Raw genomic sequence first — 18,103 nt, forward strand, 5'->3', positions numbered from 1 at the left:
ATCGGGTGCCCTTGAAATGCCGGCCCCGCCCCCGCATATTGCTGCAATACGGCATGATGGTCACGGGAGGCCGGATGCACGAGGAAGAGCTCGAGTCGCGGGCAGTGCACTGCCCCTACTGCGATACGCCGTTCGAACTGCTGGTCGACCTCTCCCAGGGCAGTCATGCCACCTGGGAGGACTGCCCGCAGTGCTGTGCGCCGATCCAGCTGCGCATCGAGGTGTCGCCGGCCAGTGGCGAGCTGGTCTCCCTCGACCTGGGGCGTGATGACGATGTGCTCTAGCCCGGCACGACCCGCGAGATTCGGGCCTGGGCTCCGCCTCGCCTGACAGCATCCTAGCCCCGCGCCCTCGCCGCGGGCTGCGCCATGCCGGCTCGTGTCGGCATCGCCCAGTCCACTGCGCCATTCCCGACTCCACGAGGTCATTTCATGAGCGACGCGCGTCACGAACGCCTGATCATCCTGGGCTCCGGCCCCGCCGGTTACACCGCGGCCGTCTATGCGGCCCGCGCCAACCTGAAGCCCCTGCTGATCACCGGCATCCAGGCCGGCGGCCAGCTGACCACCACCACCGATGTGGACAATTGGCCAGGGGACGAGTCCGGCGTCCAGGGCCCCGAGCTGATGGAGCGCATGAAGCGCCATGCCGAGCGCTTCGATACCGAGGTGCTCTTCGACCATGTCCACGAGGTGGAACTGCGCCAGCGCCCCTTCACGCTCAAGGGCGACAATGGCACCTACACCTGTGACGCCCTGATCATCGCCACTGGCGCCAGCGCCCGCTACCTGGGCCTCGAGTCGGAGCAGAAGTTCATGGGGCAGGGGGTCTCGGCTTGTGCGACCTGCGACGGTTTCTTCTACCGCAACCAAGAGGTGGTCGTGGTGGGCGGCGGCAATACCGCCGTGGAGGAGGCGCTCTACCTCTCCAACATCGCCTCGAAGGTGACCCTGGTGCACCGCCGGGACAGCCTGCGTGCCGAGAAGATCCTCCAGGACAAGTTGTTCGAGAAGGCCGAGAACGGCAACGTGGTGCTGGAGTGGAACCAGACCCTGGACGAGGTGCTGGGCGACAACAGCGGCGTGACCGGGGTGCGCCTCAAGTCCACCGTGGATGGCAGCACCCAGGAGATCGCGGCCCCGGGACTGTTCATCGCCATCGGCCACAGCCCCAACACCGGTATCTTCGAGGGCCAGCTCGAGATGGCCGGCGGCTATATCAGGGTCCAGTCCGGCCTCGACGGCAACGCCACCGCGACCAGCGTGCCGGGTGTGTTCGCCGCCGGCGACGTGATGGATCATGTCTACCGCCAGGCCGTGACTTCTGCCGGTACCGGCTGCATGGCCGCGCTGGACGCCGAGCGCTACCTGGACGAGCTGTAAGCGCCCTTCGGGCAGCGCCAAGTCGCAAGCGCCCAGCTGACAAGGGCGAACAGGGTTGTTGGTGCTGAAACAAGATTGGCCCCGTTGGTGGTGAAAGCCAACGGGGTCAATTGTTGACACAAGCTAGGTGTCAGCGATCATTCTGCGGCGCTCGGCGCTCGGCGCTCGGCGCTCGGCGCTCGGCGCTCGGCGCTCGGCGCTCGGCGTATATGGCTAGTAGTGCGGCGGCAGCTCGTCCTCGGGGCGAGGCGTCGCCGTGTCGTGCTCCTGCAGCGCCCGTTGCTGGTCGCGCAGTCGTTCCTTCATCAGCGCATTGAGCCGCTCGAGGCGTGACAGTCGCTGCTCCTGGCCGGCCACGGCCGCGTCCAGGGTGTCGAGCCAGTGCTCCTGGTAGGCGATGCGGCTCTCCAGGGCCTCGAGGCGCCGTGCCAGCTCGGCAGGCGTCGTATCGGTGCTCATGGTAGAATCCTCGCGCTGGGTGTCGCCGTTCATCGTGGCACCTTCATGATCATGATGGTTTCTTCCTTCCTTTCACCCCGACAAGAGAGTTTTACAGGTCCATGAATCGAAAGGTCGTGTTTCGTTGCAGTCTCATCAGCCTGCTGCTGGCCGCGCCGGCCCCGCTGCTGATTGCCCTGTTCGTCCATCTCACCGGCGGCGTGCTGTCCCGTGAGCTGTTTTCCAGCCTCCAGGTCGGCGGCGTGGCCGTGGTCTATTTCGCCGCCGCCGCCGCGGTCTTCCTGGTGCTGCTGGTCGCCACCCTGGCGGTCAACGCCCTGACGCCCCAGCTGGTCAACCTGGCCGAGGTCGAGGATGACGATCGCGAGATCGGCGAGGTCAAGTGGTTCAACGTCAACAAGGGGTACGGCTTCATTACCCGTGACGACGGGGAGGATGTCTTCGTGCACTTCCGTGCCATCCGCGGGCGGGGGCATCGTACCCTGGCCGAGGGGCAGAAGGTGCGCTACCACGTCATCCAGAACGAGCGAGGGCTGCAGGCCGACGACGTCACCGTCATCACCTGAATCCCTCGCGATCCGTCGGCCCGACGCCCCGCACGCTCTGGTAGAGTGCGCGGGGCGTTGTCGTTCCGGGGGATCACTGGCCGGAGTCGGGCCAGTCGATCGGCTGCTCGGTGCCGTCGGGCAGCACCTGCAGGAAACGGTCCGGGTCGTCGCCGGGCTGCCAGCCACCCAGCGAGCAGCGTACCTCGCAGCCCAGCCGGGCGGCGGCCTCCCGGGCACACGCCGTGTCGGTCGCCCAGGGCGTCTCGGGGCTGTCGAGCCACAGGCTGGCGAAGCCGTCGGCGGCCTTCTCCACCACCAGCACGGGCACCTCGCCGGCCGCCGCGTGGCCGAGGGTGCGCCACTGGCGCTTGCCGGCGGGCGAGAGCGGCCCGGCGCCGATGGCCTGCCGGAGCCAGGCATCCAGACGCGCGATGTCGCAGTGGGCCAGGTAGATCTCGATATCGGGATAGGATTGCATGGGCGCCTCAGGGCCGTGCCGTGCCGTTGACGAAGAGTCTGGCGAGAATCGCCTCATAGACCCGGCTGAGGTCGTCGAGATCCGAGGCCAGCACTCGCTCGTTGACCTGGTGGATGGTGGCGTTGCAGGGGCCAAGCTCGACCACCTGGCTGCCCAGGGTGGCGATGAAGCGCCCGTCGGACGTGCCACCGGCGGTGGAAAGCTCGGGGCGGTGTCCCAGGGCATCCTCGACGCCGGTGACGGCGGCCTCCACGAGTTCGCCCTCGGCAGTGAGGAAGGGGTCGCCGTTGAGCGTCCAGTCCAGGTGATAGTCGAGGCCATGGGCCTCCAGCAGCGCCTCGGTGCGTTGCTTCAGCTGCTCGTGGGTCACCTCGGTGGAGAAGCGGAAGTTGAATACCACCTCGACGTCGCCGGGGATGACGTTGGTGGCGCCGGTCCCCGCGCGGATATTGGAGACCTGGAAGCTGGTGGCGGGGAAGAAGGCGTTGCCGGCGTCCCAGTGCTCCCGCGCCAGGGCGTCCAGCGCCGGCAGCGCCTGGTGGATGGGGTTGCGCGCCAGGTGCGGGTAGGCCACGTGGCCCTGGATGCCCCTGATGTGCAGCACCCCGCCCAGCGAGCCGCGTCGACCGTTCTTGATCACGTCCCCGAGGCGGTCGGTGGAGGAGGGCTCGCCGACGATGCAGTAGTCGAGCCGCTCGTGGGCCTCGCGCAGGTGCTCGACCACGGCCCGGGTGCCATCCACCGCCGGTCCCTCCTCGTCGGAGGTGATCAAAAAGCCGATGCGCCCGTGGTGGTCCGGATGAGCCGCGACGAAGCGCTCCACCGCGGTGACCATCGCCGCCAGGCTGCCCTTCATGTCGGCGGCGCCTCTGCCCCGCAGCATGCCCGCCTCATCGATGCACGGCTCGAAGGGCGGGAAGTCCCAGCGGGTATGGGGGCCGCTGGGGACCACGTCGGTGTGCCCGGCGAAGGCCAGCAGTGGCCCATGGTGGCCGCGGGTCGCCCAGACGTTCTCCACGTCGCCGAAGGGCAGGCGCTCGACCCGGAAGCCGAGCGCCTCGAGGCGCTCGACCATCAGGTCCTGGCAGCCCAGGTCATCCGGGGTCACCGAGGGGCGCCGGATGAGCTCGAAGGCCAGCGCCAGGGTCGGGGAGAGCGCGGGCGGCTCAATTGTTGGCATGCAGCGCCTCATTGAGCGCGATGGCGCTCTTGTTGGTGAGGCACTCGATGCGCCCGTTCTGCGAGTTGCGGCGCAGCAGCAGGTCGTCCTGGCCGGCCAGTTCGCGGGCGGCCACGGTCTTGACCTCCTGGCCCTGGTCGTCGAGCAGGGTGACCTTGGCACCGGCGGTAATGTAGAGGCCGGCCTCCACGGTGCAGCGGTCGCCCAGCGGGATGCCGATGCCGGCATTGGCGCCGATCAGGCAGCCCTCGCCCACCTTGATGACGATGTTGCCGCCGCCGGAAAGGGTGCCCATGGTGGAGCAGCCACCACCGAGGTCCGAGCCCTTGCCGACCATCACGCCAGCGGAGATGCGACCCTCGATCATGCCCGGCCCCTCGGTGCCGGCGTTGAAGTTGACGAAGCCCTCGTGCATCACCGTGGTGCCCTCGCCGAGGTAGGCGCCCAGGCGCACCCGGGCGGTGTCGCCGATGCGTACGCCGCCGGGCACAACGTAGTCGGTCATCTTGGGGAACTTGTCGACGCAGTCCACGGAGAGCGGACGCCCTTCCAGGCGGGCCTTGAGACGGCGGGCCGGCAACTCCTCGATGTCGATCGCCCCCTCACTGGTCCAGGCGATGTTGCGCAGCAGGCCGAACATGCCGGTGAGGTCCAGGCCGTGGGGCTTCACCAGGCGGTGGGAGAGCAGGTGCAGCTTGAGGTAGACCTCCGGGGCGCTCTGGGGCGGGGTGTCCACGTCCAGGAACATGGCCACCAGCGGGCGCCGGCTCGCGGCCAGGGTCTCGGCCAGTTCGGCCTGCTCCTCGTGGCCGGCGGCCTTCAGCGCGCCGGCCAGCTCGCCGCACTGCTCGGGCAGGAAGCTGACCGCGGCGTTGCCGTCGGGGGCATCGAGCACCTTGGCGGCAGCGGCCACCAGGCCGGCGTCGGGGTCGAGCAGCGGGGCCGGATAGTAGATCTCCAGCCAGTCGCCCTGGGTATTCTGGGTGCCGATTCCGAGTGCAAAGCTCAGCATGGGGGTGGTGTCCTCTGGAAGCGTAGGGGAGGGCCCGGGTGGGCCCTAGAGTGAGTCGTAGTCGCCGTCGCGGTAGCCGACGAGGATCTCGTCGCCGGTATCGAGCAGCGGGCGCCTGAGCAGGGTAGGGTGGGCCAGCATCAGCTCGCGGGCCTTGTTGGCGTCGATGTCGGCCTTCTCCTCGTCATCGAGCTCCCGCCAGGTGGTACTGCGCCTGTTGAGCACCTCCATGACCGGCACGCGGTGCAGGATGTGCTCCAGCAGCGGGGCCGAGAGGCCGTCCTCGCGCAGGTCATGGACCTGGTAGGGGATGCCCTTGCCATCCAGGGCCTTGCGGGCGCGGCGACAGGTGTCGCAGTTCTTGATCACATAGAGCGTCAGCATCAGGAACTCCTCTCGATGAAGCGACGGATGCGCCAGGCGGCTTCCACCGTGGCCGCCGTATCGGCGACCAGCGCCAGGCGTAGCCGGCCGCTGCCGGGGTTGGTGCCGGTGCTGCCGACCCGGCCCATGTAGCTGCCGGGCAGCACGCTGACGTTCGCCACGGCATGGAGCGCGCGGGTGAAGGCCTCGTCGTCCCCGCCGGGCACCGCCGGCCACAGGTAGAAGCTCGCCTCGGGGGCGGGGAAGTCCAGCACCGGGGCGAGGACCTCGGTCACCGCGGCGAACGTCTCGCGGTAGGCGTCGCGGTTGGCGCGCACGTGGGCCTCGTCGTTCCAGGCGGTGATCGAAGCCTGCTGAACGGGCAGCGACATGGCGCAGCCGTGGTAGGTGCGATAGCGCCGGAACGGGGCGATCAGCTCGGCGTCGCCGGCCACGAACCCGGAGCGCAGCCCCGGCAGGTTGGAGCGCTTGGAGAGCGAGTGGAACACCAGGCAGCGTCGGTAGTCGTGGCGGCCGAGGCGCGCGCAGGCCTCGAGCAGCCCCGGGGGTGGAGCGGCCTCGTCCAGGTAGAGCTCCGAGTAGCACTCGTCCGAGGCGATCAGGAAGTCGTGTTCATCCGCCAGGGCGATGAGCTTCTCGAACTCGGCCAACGGCGTGACCGCCCCGCTGGGATTGGCCGGCGAGCAGAGGAACACCAGCTGGACGTCGCGCCAGGTCTCGGCGGGCACGCTGTCCAGGTCCGGCCGGAAGCCGCTCTCGGCCGTGCCGTCCAGGTAGAGCGGCTGTCCGCCGGCGAGCAGGGTGGCCCCCTCGTAGATCTGGTAGAAGGGGTTGGGCATCGCCACGCCGGCCGGGCGGGTGCGGTCGAGCGCCGCCTGGACGAAGGCGAAGATCGCCTCCCGGGTGCCGTTCACCGGCAGCACCTGGCGGTCGGCGTCGAGGCCGGCCAGGGCGAAGCGTCGCATCGCCCAGCCGGCGATCGCCGCGCGCAGCTCGCTCGTCCCGGCGGTGGCCGGGTAGCGGGCGAAGTCCTGGCGGTGGGCCGTGAGCGCCTCGAGGGACGCCGCGAAGGGCGCATGCTGCGGCTCGCCGATGGTCAGCGAGATAGGCGCCAGTCCCTCGGGCGGCGTCACGCCGGCCTTGAGGGCGGCGAGCTTCTCGAAGGGGTAGGGCTTGAGGGCGTCGAGGTCGGGGTTCATGGGTGTCCAGATGCGCCTGGGACAGAAGCAAGCGTCCGGCGTCGTTGTCGGTGATGGCCCGCGTGCGGTGGCGGCGCGCGGGCGGGCAGGGCGTCGATTATAGGGAAGCCCCGGGGCGGCCTCAAACGCCGGCCCGCCCTCGTGCCCGGTGGTCGGCGTCAGCCGGGGATGGCCAGGACCTCGATGAGGCGCTCGCGCAGGCGCTGCTGGCGCTGCGGGTCGATGAGCGGCGCACCGGCCTTGTCGGTGATGAAGAAGACGTCCTCGACCCGCTCGCCCAGGGTGGCGATCTTGGCCGCCGACAGCGCGATGTCCTGCTCCATGAAGATGCGGCCCACCCGGGCCAGCAGGCCGGGGCGGTCGGGCGCGACGAGCTCGAGCAGGGTGCGTTCGTTGGCCGGGTCCTGCTCGATGCTGACCTCGGTGGGCACGCGGAAATGCTTGAGCTGACGCGGGGTGTGCCGAGTGACGATCTGCGGATAGTCGTCCGGGTCGTCGAGCTCCTCCACCAGGTGGCGGCGGATCTCCTCGATGCGCTCGCGGTCGCGGATCGCCTGGCCGTGGTCGTCCAGCACGATGAAGGTGTTCAGCGTCCAGTCGTTGCTGGAAGTGGCGATGCGGGCATCGTGGATCGACAGCCCCAGCTGGTCCATGGCGGCGGCGGTGGCGGCGAAGAGGTCGTCCACCGAGCGGGTGTGGATGAAGACCTTGGTGCCGCCCTCGGCCATGTCGTCGGTGGGGGCGTTGATCAGGATCAGCGGCAGCTGGCTGTCGCCGTGGTCGAGGATGCCCTGGGTCTGCCAGACGATCTCGCTGGGGGCGTACTGGAGGAAGTAGTCCTCGCCCAGCGATTCCCAGAGCCGGTCGACCCGGGCCATGTCGGCGCCCACCGAGGCCAGCAGGGAGTGGGCCTCGCTGCGCGTTTCCTGCACCCAGTCGTCGCGCTCCAGGGGGTTCTCGAGGCCGCGACGCAGGGCACGCTTGGTCTCGCCGTGCAGCTGGCGCAGCAGCGAGGCCCGCCAGCCGTTCCACAGGGTCGGGTTGGTGGCGTTGATGTCGGCCACCGTCAGCACGTAGAGGTAGTCGAGCCTCGTCTCGTCGCCCACCAGGCGGGCGAAGTCGGCGATCACGTCGGGGTCGGTGATGTCGCGCTTCTGGGCGACCATGGACATCATCAGGTGGTGCTCCACCAGCCAGCTCACCAGGCGCGTGTCGCGGCTGGAAAGCCCGTGACGCTCGCAGAAGGCCTCGGCATCCCGGGCACCAAGGGTCGAGTGGTCGCCGCCGCGCCCCTTGCCGATGTCGTGGTAGAGGCCGGCGATCCACAAGAGCTCCAGCTTGGGCAGCTGGTGGATCAGGTTGGCGGCGACCGGGAACTCCTCCTTCGCCTCGGGTTTGCGGAAGCCGTGGATGCACTTGAGCAGGCGCAGCGTATGGGCGTCCACCGTGTAGATGTGGAAGAGGTCGTGCTGCATCAGCCCCACCGCCTGGCCGAACTCGGGCAGGTACTTGCCGAGCACGCCGTAGCGGTTCATGCGCCGCAGCTGGCGGGCCACGTTGCCGCCGGAGCGCAGCAGGGCCATGAACAGGCTCTGGTGGCGCAGGTCGTCGCGATAGAGGTCGTCGATCTGGTGGCGGTGGTCGCGGATCAGGCGGATGGTATCGGCACGCACCCCCTCGATCTCCGGATGCTCGGCCATCAGCAGGAAGAGCTCGAGCAGCGCCGAGGGGCGCCGGCGGAAGACATGGCGCGAGCGCGCCTGAATATAGCCCCCCTTGATCTCGAAGCGCTCGTTGAGAGGGATGGTGGTGAGCGCCTCGCCGGCGTGCAGGATCGCCTCGTCGAAGTGCTGCAGCAGCATATCGTTGAGCCCGGCCAGCGCCGTGACGTGGCGATAGTAGCGCTTCATGAACTGCTCCACCGCCAGGCGCTCCGGGGTGTCGCGATAGCCGAACAGCTCGGCGATGGTGCGCTGGTGGTCGAACAGCAGGCGGTCCTCGGCGCGGTCGGTGAGCATGTGCAGGGCGTAGCGTACCTGCCACAGGAAGGCCTGTCCCTGGCTGAGGATGCGAAGCTCCGGATCGTTCATGAAGCCGCCCGAGACGAGATCCTCGTAGCGCTGGGTGCCGAAGTGGCGCTTGGCCACCCAGCCGATCATCTGGATATCGCGCAGCCCGCCGGGGGAGCTCTTGATGTTGGGCTCGAGGTGGTACTCGGAGTTGTTGTAGCGGTAGTGACGGCTGATCTGCTCCTGCCACTTGGCCTCGAAGAAGCGGTCCGCCGGCCATAGCCGGTCGGTGGACAGGCGCGCCTGCATCGCCTCGCGCAGGCGCTCGGACCCGGCCAGGGTGCGGGTCTCGAGCAGGTTGGTGATCACCGTCACGTCGGCCGCGGCCTCGCGCTCGCAGTCGGCCAGCGAGCGCACGCTGTGGCCGATCTCCAGGCCGATGTCCCACAGGAAGGTGATGAAGGCGGTGAGGGCTTCCCGGTAGGGTTCATCATCATCGCGCTCGAGCAGCAGCAGCAGGTCGATGTCGGAGTGGGGGTGCAGCTCGCCGCGGCCGTAGCCGCCCACGGCGAGCAGGGCCACCCCGTCGTCGGGCCAGGCGTGCTGCTCCCAGGCGATGGCCAGCAGGCGGTCGAGACACCAGGCCCGGCCGTGCACCAGGTCGCGGATGTCGGCGCCGGCGCGGAAGCGCTCGTCGAGGCGGGCCTGGATGTCGCGCAGCGCCGCCTTGAAGGGGGTGATCGGCGAGCGCTCGCCGGTGAGTTCGGCGCGGAAGGCCTCGACATCGAAGAGGCTGTCGTCGGGGACGAAGCGATAGTGGTGCAGGAGCATGGCAGTCGACTCAGCGGTCGAGGAAGGAGAGGTCTTCGTCACGACGGGCGGTGAGCACCTCCACGCCCGTCGCGGTGACCAGCAGGGTGTGCTCCCACTGGGCGGTCAGGCTCCTGTCCTTGGTCACGGCGGTCCAGCCGTCGCGCAGGACCTTGGTGCGATGGTCGCCGACGTTGATCATCGGTTCGATGGTGAAGCACATGCCCTCCTCGAGGGTGATGTCGGCCTCGGGGGCATAGCCGTCGTAGTGCAGGACCTGCGGGTCCTCGTGGAAGCCGGCGCCGATACCGTGTCCGCAGAAGTCGCGCACCACCGAATAGCCGTTGGCCTCGGCGTGAGACTGGATGGCGCGGGCAAGTGTAGAGAGGTGCACGCCCGGGCGCACCAGGGCGATGCTGCGGTAGAGGCACTCCTGGGTGACCCGGCAGAGGCGCTCGCCCTGGATGGTCTCGCCGATGATGAACATCATGCTGGAGTCGCCGTGATAGCCGTCGGCGGTCTTCACGGTGATGTCGATGTTCATGATGTCGCCCTTCTTGAGCTTCTTGGCGTCATCCGGGATGCCGTGGCAGACCACGTGGTTGATCGAGGTGCAGATCGACTTGGGAAAGCCGTGATAGTCGAGCGGCGCCGGGGTGGAGCCCAGTTCGTCGACGATATAGTCGTGGCAGAGCCGGTCCAGCTCGCCGGTGCTCACGCCGGCCTTGACGTGAGGGATGATCATCTCGAACACGCTGGCGGCCTGGCGGCCCGCCTCGCGCATCTTCTCGATCTCGTCGGGCGTCTTGATGGGTACGTTCATGGAATCTCGAATCAGGGGTGGTGTCGCCCGAGGGACGGCGGGCTCGAGCATCGGACGACTTCATCTCGGAGGCCATCCATGGTATAAAGCTGCGCGCTTTCCTGCAATCGCGGAGCCCTGTCGACCCGTCGGCGCCTCGGCGAAGCCCGGGAAGTGCGCTCAATCAATGCAATGCCTTGAAATCACACATGCACCGTCACATGGTCCCGGGTGCTGTCGGGTTGCTCCGACGGTCGGATCCATGGGGTGCGTGGAGGCCTAACCCGATTTTCCAGGAGTCATCCATGGCACACGTCAACATGCGTGACCTGCTGAAGGCAGGCGCTCACTTCGGTCACCAGACCAAGTACTGGAACCCGAAGATGAGCAAGTTCATCTTCGGCGCTCGCAACAAGATCCACATCATCAACCTCGAGCACACCCTGCCGGCCCTCAACGAGGCCATCGATGTGGTCGAGAAGATGGCAGCGGCCAACAACAAGATCCTGTTCGTCGGCACCAAGCGCAGCGCGAGCAAGATCATCAAGGAAGAGGCCAACCGCGTCGGCCAGCCGTTCGTCAACCATCGCTGGCTCGGCGGCATGCTGACCAACTACAAGACCATCCGCGTCTCCATCAAGCGCCTGCGCGACCTCGAGACCATGCACGAGGACGGCACCTTCGAGAAGCTGACCAAGAAGGAAGTGCTGATGGCGACCCGCGAGCAGGACAAGCTCGAGCGGTCCGTGGGTGGCATCAAGGAAATGGGCGGCCTGCCCGATGCCCTGTTCGTGATCGACGTCGACCATGAGCGCATCGCCATCAACGAGGCGAACAAGCTGGGCATCCCGGTCATCGGCGTGGTGGACACCAACTCCGATCCCGATGGCGTCGACTACGTGATCCCGGGCAACGATGACTCCATCCGCGCGATCCAGATCTACGTCAAGGCCATCGCCGACGCCTGCGCCCGCGCGAAGGAAGGTCGTCCCGACGAGTTCGTCGAGGTCACCGAAGCCGAAGAGAGCCAGAGCGACGCGGCCGCCGAGTGATCGTCGGCCCGCCTGGGCCGGTCGCCGTGCCGCCACTCCGGTGGCGGCCCGCCGGACAGGCGCAAGGGGGCCCAGGCCCCCTTTCTTCTCTTCTTTTCCGCTACCCATTCCAGGTCGAACCATTCAGAGGACACTACCATGGCAGCTATCAGCGCCTCCCAGGTCAAGGAACTGCGCGAGCGCACCGGGCTCGGCATGATGGAGTGCAAGAAGGCACTCACCGAGACCGATGGTGACATCGAGCAGGCCATCGAGAACCTGCGCAAGAACTCCGGCCTCAAGGCCGCCAAGAAGGCGGGCCGCACCGCCGCCGAGGGCACCGTGGTCACCCGTGTGGCCGAGAACGGCAGCTATGGCGTGATGGTCGAGATCAACTCCGAGACCGACTTCGTCGCCCGTGACGACAACTTCAAGGCGTTCGCCGAGAAGATCGCCGATGCCTTCTTCGCCGCCAAGAGCGAGGACGTGGCCGCCGTCATGGACGGCGAGCTCGAGACCGCCCGCGAGCAGCTGGTGCAGAAGATCGGCGAGAACATCGGCGTGCGTCGCAGCGTCGTGGTCGAGGCCGGTGACGGCAACCTGGTCGGCGAGTACGTCCACGGCGGTCGCATCGGCGTGCTGACCGTGCTCAAGGGCGGCAACGCCGAGGTGGCCAAGGACGTCGCCATGCACGTCGCCGCCATCAACCCGGCGGTGGCCCGTCCCGAGGACATGCCCCAGGAGCAGCTGGACGCCGAGAAGGCGATCATCCTGGCCCAGCCCGACATGGCCGGCAAGCCCGAGCAGATCGCCGAGAAGATGGTCCAGGGCCGCCTGAAGAAGTACCTGGCCGAGAACAGCCTGACCGAGCAGCCCTTCGTCAAGAACCCGGACCAGTCCGTGGCCGAGTTCGTCAAGGCGGCCGGCGGCGAGGTGGTCGGCTTCACCCGTTTCGAGGTGGGCGAGGGCATCGAGAAGGAAGAGGTCGACTTCGCCAAGGAAGTGATGGAACAGGCCAAGCGCAGCTGAGGTCGCAGGTTCCAGTGTGAAGATGGCGTGCGCGCGAGCGCACGCCTTCGCGTATCCGGCCGGTGAATCCGGCCATCCACCAGGTCCCATGCGTCGAGAACCCGGGAGACACCCCATGACCAGTGCCGATCACCCCGCCCCCAGCAAGCCCGAGAAGACCCGCGCCGAGGTGTCCAAGTACAAGCGTATCCTGCTCAAGCTCTCCGGCGAGGCCCTGACCGGCGATGCCGAGTTCGGCATCGACCCCAAGGTACTGGATCGCCTGGCGCTGGAGATCGGCCAGCTGGTGGGGATCGGCGTCCAAGTCGGCATCGTCGTCGGCGGCGGCAACCTCTTTCGCGGGGCGGCCCTGCACGAGGCGGGCATGGACCGGGTCACCGGTGACCACATGGGCATGCTGGCCACGGTGATGAATGCCCTGGCCATGCGCGATGCCCTGGAGCGCTCCAACATCCGCTCGCGGGTGATGTCGGCGATTCCGATGAGTGGCGTGGTGGAGCATTACGACCGCCGTACCGCCATCCGCTACCTGACGTCCGGCGACGTGGTACTGTTCTCGGCCGGCACCGGCAATCCCTTCTTCACCACGGACTCCGCGGCCTGCCTGCGCGGCATCGAGATCGACGCCGACGTGGTGGTGAAGGCCACCAAGGTGGATGGGGTCTACGACAAGGACCCGGTCAAGCACTCGGATGCGGTCAAGTACGAGCAGCTGTCCTATGATGACGCGCTCGACCAGAAGCTCGGGGTGATGGATTTGACCGCCATCTGCCTGGTGCGGGACCATGACATGCCGGTGCGGGTCTTCAACATGAACAAGCCGGGTGCCCTGCTGAACCTGGTGGTGGGTGGCAAGGAAGGCACGCTGATTGACAGAGGGTGAGACAGTGATCGACGACATCAAGAAGGATGCGCAGAGTCGCATGAAGAAGAGCCTCGAGGCCCTTCACCAGAACTTCAACAAGATCCGTACCGGTCGGGCGCACTCCAGTATCCTGGATGCGGTGACCGTGGACTACTACGGCGGCCAGGTGCCGCTCAACCAGGTGGCCTCGATCAACGTCGAGGACGCCAGGACCCTGAGCGTGGTGCCCTGGGAGCAGCAGATGGTGCCCAAGATCGAGAAGGCCATCATGACCTCCGATCTCGGCCTCAACCCGGCGAGCGCCGGCAACGTGATCCGCGTGCCCATGCCGATGCTCACCGAGGAGACCCGCAAGGGCTACATCAAGCAGGCCCGCCAGGAGGCCGAACACGCCCGGGTGGCGGTGCGCAACGTGCGCCGCGATGCCAACGGTGATCTCAAGTCGCTGCTCAAGGAGAAGGAGATCACCGAGGACGAGCAGCACCAGGCCGAGGAGGCCATCCAGAAGCTCACCGACAGCATCATCGCCGAGATCGACAAGGCGCTGGAGTCCAAGGAACACGACCTGATGCAGGTCTGATGACGGCGGGCGGCACCGGCGAACGGCGCCGCCGGCGACGGATCGCCCCTCGGCGAACCGCGGGCAAGGCGTCCGCGGTTCGACGGCCTTCATGCTCTTACCCGCCATGCGAGACATCATGACGTCACCGCAGTCTCCCCGCTCCGGGGTCACCCCCGACGACGGGCCCACCGCCGGCGAGGCCCCCCTGCCGCGCCACGTGGCCATCATCATGGACGGCAACAACCGCTGGGCGAGGGCGCGTGGCATGTCCGGCGTGCGTGGCCACCATGCCGGCGTCGAGGCGGTACGCGCCGTCATCCGCCGCGCCGCCGAGCGCGGCATCGAGACCCTCACGCTGTTCGCCTTCTCCAGCGAGAACTGGAAGCGGCCCGCCAGCGAGGTCAATGCCCTGATGGAGCTCTTCCTCATGGCGCTCAAGCGCGAGGTCAAGAAGCTTCACCGGCACGGCATCCGCCTGTCGGTGATCGGTGACCGCAGCGGCTTCTCCTCCTCGATCCAGAAACACATCGCCGGCGCCGAGGCGCTGACGCGGGACAATACCGGCCTGCACCTGGTGATCGCGGCCAATTACGGGGGGCGCTGGGATATCGCCGGTGCCGCCCGTCGCCTGGCCGAGCGGGTCGCCGCCGGCGAGCTCGATCCCGAGGAGGTCGACGAGCAAGCCCTCGACGAGGAGGTGAGCCTGTCCGGCGATGCGCCGGTGGATCTGTGCATCCGCACCAGCGGCGAGCAGCGCATCTCCAACTTCCTGCTCTGGCAGATGGCCTATGCCGAGCTCCATTTCACTCCCGTGTTGTGGCCCGACTTCGATGGCGCCGCCTTCGACCGTGCACTGGCCGACTTCCAGGGGCGTCAGCGGCGCTTCGGCATGACCGACGAACAGGTCGAGGCACAGGGTGCTTAGACAACGGATCCTCACCGCGGCCTGGCTGATTCCCCTGGCCCTGTTCGGGCTGTTCGGCCTAGAGGGCGAGGGGTTCCGGCTGTTCACCGCCGCCATCGTGCTGCTCGCCGCCTGGGAATGGGCCAACCTCGCCGGCATCACCTCGCCGGGCCGTCGCCTGCTCCCGGTGGCGGGCCTCGCCGTGCTGATGGCGCTGTGCTGGGCGACCGGCGTCGTGCTGTCGACCTGGCCGCTGTGGCTCGGCGCGCTGGGCTGGCTGGTCAACCTCTACTGGGTGACCGGCTACCCCGCGCGTCTCGCGCAGTGGCAGTCGACCGGCATGCGCCTGGCCATGGGGCTCTGGGTGCTGCTGCCGACCTGGGTGGGCTTCAGCGTGCTGCGCGAGGGCGGTGTCGTCTGGCTGCTCTTCGTGCTGCTGCTGGTGTGGGGCGCCGACATCGGCGCCTACTTCGTCGGTCGGGCCCTCGGCCGACACAAGCTGGCCCCCAGCGTCAGCCCCGGCAAGACCTGGGAGGGCGTGGCCGGGGGCCTGGCCTCCACTTCGCTGCTGGCGGTCGGCTTCGCCGCCTGGCAGGGCCTCGGCGTCGCCGGTGGCCTGCTGTTGCTGCTGGCGACGGCGGTGGTGACCCTGGCCTCGGTGCTGGGCGACCTGCTCGAGAGCATGCTCAAGCGCCATCGCGGGATCAAGGACTCCAGCCGGCTGCTGCCGGGTCACGGTGGGGTGCTCGACCGGGTCGACAGCCTGACCGCGGCGGTGCCGCTGTTCGCCCTGCTGCACGGGGGGCTGCTGTGACACCGCGTCGCGTGACCGTGCTGGGCGCCACCGGCTCCATCGGCTCCAGTACCCTGGACGTGCTCGGCCGTCATCCGGAACGCTACCGGGTGCATGCCCTGACCGCCCACCGCTCACGGGAGGCGCTGCTGGCCCAGTGCCGGCGCCACCGGCCGGCGGTGGCCGTGCTCGACGCCGAGGAGGATGCCGCCTGGCTGCGCGGGCAACTGGCCGAGGCGGGGCTCGCCACCACCGAGGTGCGGGCCGGCCGCGAGGCGCTGGTCGAGGTGGCCGAGGCCCGCGAGGTGGATACCGTGATGTCGGCCATCGTCGGCGCCGCCGGCCTGCTGCCGACGCTGGCCGCGGTGAAGGCCGGCAAGCGGGTCCTGCTGGCCAACAAGGAGGCCCTGGTGATGTCCGGGGCGCTGTTCATGGACGCCGTCACGCGCCATGGTGCCACCCTCCTGCCCATCGATTCCGAACATAATGCCATCTTCCAGTGTCTACCCGTCGAGCACCGCGGTGGCCTGGGGCGCCATGGGGTGAGGCAACTGCTGCTGACCGCCTCGGGCGGTCCCTTCCGTGGCTGGTCGCGGGATGACCTGGCCCGCGTGACCCCGGACCAGGCCTGTGCCCACCCCAACTGGTCCATGGGGCGCAAGATCTCGGTGGACAGCGCCACCCTGATGAACAAGGGACTCGAGCTGATCGAGGCGTGCTGGCTCTTCGAGGCCCGTCCCGACCAGGTCCAGGTGGTGGTGCACCCCCAGAGCGTGATCCACTCCATGGCGGCCTACAGCGACGGCTCGGTGATTGCCCAGCTGGGCAACCCGGACATGCGGACCCCCATCGCCTACGGCCTGGCCTGGCCCGAGCGCATCGACGCCGGGGTGGAGGCGCTGGACCTCTTCCAGGTCGCGCGGCTCGACTTCGAGCCCGCCGACGAGACGGCCTTTCCCTGCCTGCGCCTGGCCCGGGAGGCCATGGCCGCAGGCGGCACGGCACCGGCGGTGCTCAATGCCGCCAACGAGGTGGCGGTGGAGGCCTTCCTGGCCGGCCGCCTCGGCTTCACCGATATCGCAGAGCTGGTGGCCCGGGTGCGTGATGAGCGCCCGGTCGTGCCGGCGGGGGACCTCGAGACCATCCTCGAGGCCGATGTTATCGCCCGGCGGGCGGCACACGCCTGGCTGGCGCGGCAATGATGCGCGCGCCTCGACGCTGTTGACTGCAAGGAGATTGCCTTGGGCCTGATCCAGAACGTGCTGGCCGTGATCGTGGTGCTCGGCCTCTTGATCACCTTCCACGAGTTCGGCCACTTCTGGGTGGCCCGGCGCTGCGGCGTGAAGGTGCTGCGCTTCTCGGTGGGCTTCGGAAAGCCGCTGTGGTCGCGCCGCGATCGTCACGGCACCGAGTTCGTGGTGGCCGCCATCCCGCTGGGCGGCTACGTAAAGATGCTCGACGAGCGCGAGGGGCCCGTCGACCCCGCCGAGCGGCAACAGGCCTTCAACAACAAGACGGTCTGGCAGCGCATCGCCGTCGTCGCGGCCGGCCCCCTGGCCAACTTCCTGCTGGCCATCGTCGCCTACTGGGCGCTGTTCGTGGCCGGCACCACCACGGTGGCGCCGGTGATCGGCAGCGTGACGCCGGATTCCCCGGCCAGCCGTGGCGGCCTCGAGGCGGGCCAGGAAATTACCGCGGTACGGGGCGAGGCGGTGCGCTCCTGGGACGAGATCAACCTCAAGCTGGTCGCGGCCATCGGCGAGAGCGGCGAGCTCGAGGTGCAGGCCCGGGACGAGGCCACCGCCGACCCACGGACCTATCGCCTGCCGGTGGAGGAGTGGCTGGTACGCCAGGATCCCCCGCGGCCGCTGCCGAGCCTGGGGCTGACCCCCTGGCAGCCCGAGATCCCGGCGGTGCTGGGTCAGCTGGTCGAGGGCGAGGCGGCCGCCGAGGCCGGCCTGCAGGTAGGCGACGAGGTCGTGGCGGTGGACGGCGACCCGGTGACGGACTGGATGGCCTTCGTCGACCGGGTCCGCGCCAGTCCGGGTGAGCCCCTCGACCTCGAGGTGCTGCGCGACGATGAGCGCCTCTCGATCACCGTCACGCCCGGCCGCAACGAGCTGGAGGAGGGCGTGGCCATCGGCTACATCGGCGCCGGTGTCGAGGCCGTCAGCTGGCCCGACGAGTACCGTCGCGAGATCCGTTACGGCCCGGTGGCCGCCGTGGGCCAGTCGCTGGCGCGTACCGGCGAGATGACGGTGCTGACCCTGGGGGCCATTCGCAAGATGGTGGTGGGGCTGATCTCGCCGTCCAACCTCTCCGGCCCCATCACCATCGCCCGGATCTCCGGCGACTCGGCGCGGGCGGGCCTGGAGAGCTTCGTCAGCTTTCTGGCCTACCTCTCGATCAGCCTGGGGGTGCTCAACCTGCTGCCGATCCCGGTGCTCGACGGCGGCCACCTGCTTTATTACCTGCTCGAGGTGGTGCGCGGTCGCCCGGTGTCCGAGCAGGCCCAGGCCGTGGGCCTGCGCATCGGCCTGGCGCTGGTCGGCACCCTGATGCTGATGGCGCTCTATTTCGACCTGATGCGGCTCTGGTAGCCGGGCGCCGGCTTGTCAGTGGCCAGTACAAATGTATAAGGTGCCTGTCTGGACAG

19 protein-coding genes are annotated in these 18,103 nt (G+C 68.5%); 11 read left to right on the top strand and 8 right to left on the bottom strand.

Annotated features, from left to right (window positions below; translation table 11 throughout):
* The first annotated feature begins 74 nt into the window (after positions 1–74).
* Both QLQ83_RS03390 and trxB read left to right on the top strand, forming a co-directional pair.
* Positions 75–284 carry a CPXCG motif-containing cysteine-rich protein gene (locus tag QLQ83_RS03390; RefSeq protein ID WP_282734154.1) on the top strand — a complete coding sequence of 70 codons (210 nt, stop codon included), beginning with the start codon at positions 75–77 and terminating at the stop codon, positions 282–284.
* A gap of 147 nt (positions 285–431) precedes the next feature.
* Entirely contained in the window at positions 432–1,382 is a 951-nt protein-coding gene (gene trxB, locus QLQ83_RS03395; RefSeq protein WP_282734155.1) for a thioredoxin-disulfide reductase, read from the top strand.
* A 213-nt stretch (positions 1,383–1,595) separates the two neighbouring features.
* Here the strand turns inward: trxB and QLQ83_RS03400 are convergent, their stop codons facing one another.
* Positions 1,596–1,841 (bottom strand): SlyX family protein, encoded by a 246-nt coding sequence (locus tag QLQ83_RS03400; protein WP_282734156.1) that lies wholly within the window; start codon positions 1,839–1,841, stop codon positions 1,596–1,598.
* 101 nt (positions 1,842–1,942) lie between these two features.
* On the opposite strand from QLQ83_RS03400, the gene QLQ83_RS03405 reads away from it, so the two are divergent.
* Complete coding sequence (locus QLQ83_RS03405; RefSeq protein ID WP_106231396.1) at positions 1,943–2,407, top strand: cold-shock protein; 465 nt, start codon at positions 1,943–1,945, stop codon at positions 2,405–2,407.
* A 73-nt stretch (positions 2,408–2,480) separates the two neighbouring features.
* Here the strand turns inward: QLQ83_RS03405 and QLQ83_RS03410 are convergent, their stop codons facing one another.
* The 7 genes from QLQ83_RS03410 to map all read right to left on the bottom strand — a co-directional run bounded on the left by QLQ83_RS03410 (position 2,481) and on the right by map (position 10,284).
* Positions 2,481–2,867, bottom strand: a complete 387-nt coding sequence (locus tag QLQ83_RS03410; protein WP_282734157.1) for a hypothetical protein — start codon at positions 2,865–2,867, stop codon at positions 2,481–2,483.
* A 7-nt stretch (positions 2,868–2,874) separates the two neighbouring features.
* Entirely contained in the window at positions 2,875–4,047 is a 1,173-nt protein-coding gene (gene dapE / locus QLQ83_RS03415; protein ID WP_282734158.1) for a succinyl-diaminopimelate desuccinylase, read from the bottom strand.
* A complete protein-coding gene (gene dapD, locus QLQ83_RS03420) occupies positions 4,034–5,059 on the bottom strand; it encodes a 2,3,4,5-tetrahydropyridine-2,6-dicarboxylate N-succinyltransferase (RefSeq protein WP_282734159.1) in 1,026 nt (341 codons plus the stop codon). The genes dapE and dapD overlap by 14 nt, the downstream gene beginning before the upstream one ends.
* A 45-nt stretch (positions 5,060–5,104) precedes the next feature.
* A complete protein-coding gene (locus tag QLQ83_RS03425; RefSeq protein ID WP_282734160.1) occupies positions 5,105–5,443 on the bottom strand; it encodes an arsenate reductase in 339 nt (112 codons plus the stop codon).
* Positions 5,443–6,642 carry a succinyldiaminopimelate transaminase gene (gene dapC / locus QLQ83_RS03430; RefSeq protein WP_282734161.1) on the bottom strand — a complete coding sequence of 400 codons (1,200 nt, stop codon included), beginning with the start codon at positions 6,640–6,642 and terminating at the stop codon, positions 5,443–5,445. Before dapC ends, QLQ83_RS03425 begins: the two co-directional genes overlap by 1 nt.
* Positions 6,643–6,800: 158 nt before the next feature.
* Positions 6,801–9,482, bottom strand: a complete 2,682-nt coding sequence (locus tag QLQ83_RS03435) for a [protein-PII] uridylyltransferase (protein ID WP_282734162.1) — start codon at positions 9,480–9,482, stop codon at positions 6,801–6,803.
* Positions 9,483–9,492: 10 nt separating this feature from the next.
* Positions 9,493–10,284, bottom strand: a complete 792-nt coding sequence (gene map, locus QLQ83_RS03440; RefSeq protein WP_282734163.1) for a type I methionyl aminopeptidase — start codon at positions 10,282–10,284, stop codon at positions 9,493–9,495.
* A 284-nt stretch (positions 10,285–10,568) separates the two neighbouring features.
* On the opposite strand from map, the gene rpsB reads away from it, so the two are divergent.
* The 8 genes from rpsB (at position 10,569) to rseP (ending at position 18,047) form a co-directional block, all read left to right on the top strand.
* Positions 10,569–11,315, top strand: a complete 747-nt coding sequence (gene rpsB, locus QLQ83_RS03445; RefSeq protein ID WP_282734164.1) for a 30S ribosomal protein S2 — start codon at positions 10,569–10,571, stop codon at positions 11,313–11,315.
* Positions 11,316–11,453: 138 nt separating this feature from the next.
* Entirely contained in the window at positions 11,454–12,323 is an 870-nt protein-coding gene (tsf, locus tag QLQ83_RS03450) for a translation elongation factor Ts (protein ID WP_282734166.1), read from the top strand.
* Positions 12,324–12,438: 115 nt separating this feature from the next.
* Positions 12,439–13,206, top strand: coding sequence for a UMP kinase (gene pyrH / locus QLQ83_RS03455; RefSeq protein ID WP_282734167.1), 768 nt, complete (start codon positions 12,439–12,441; stop codon positions 13,204–13,206).
* Positions 13,207–13,210: 4 nt separating this feature from the next.
* Positions 13,211–13,768, top strand: a complete 558-nt coding sequence (gene frr, locus QLQ83_RS03460; protein ID WP_282734168.1) for a ribosome recycling factor — start codon at positions 13,211–13,213, stop codon at positions 13,766–13,768.
* 118 nt (positions 13,769–13,886) lie between these two features.
* The gene (gene uppS / locus QLQ83_RS03465) at positions 13,887–14,675 is read left to right on the top strand and encodes a polyprenyl diphosphate synthase (RefSeq protein WP_282734169.1); all 789 of its coding nucleotides are present in this window, start codon (positions 13,887–13,889) and stop codon (positions 14,673–14,675) included.
* Complete coding sequence (locus QLQ83_RS03470; protein ID WP_282734170.1) at positions 14,668–15,468, top strand: phosphatidate cytidylyltransferase; 801 nt, start codon at positions 14,668–14,670, stop codon at positions 15,466–15,468. The genes uppS and QLQ83_RS03470 overlap by 8 nt, the downstream gene beginning before the upstream one ends.
* Positions 15,465–16,649, top strand: a complete 1,185-nt coding sequence (gene ispC, locus QLQ83_RS03475) for a 1-deoxy-D-xylulose-5-phosphate reductoisomerase (protein ID WP_282734171.1) — start codon at positions 15,465–15,467, stop codon at positions 16,647–16,649. The genes QLQ83_RS03470 and ispC overlap by 4 nt, the downstream gene beginning before the upstream one ends.
* A 39-nt stretch (positions 16,650–16,688) precedes the next feature.
* Positions 16,689–18,047, top strand: coding sequence for a sigma E protease regulator RseP (gene rseP / locus QLQ83_RS03480; RefSeq protein WP_282734172.1), 1,359 nt, complete (start codon positions 16,689–16,691; stop codon positions 18,045–18,047).
* The last annotated feature ends 56 nt before the right edge of the window (positions 18,048–18,103 follow it).

Origin of the sequence: Halomonas rhizosphaerae, assembly GCF_030010555.1 — a bacterium.
GTDB classification, from domain to species: Bacteria; Pseudomonadota; Gammaproteobacteria; order Pseudomonadales; family Halomonadaceae; genus Halomonas; species Halomonas rhizosphaerae.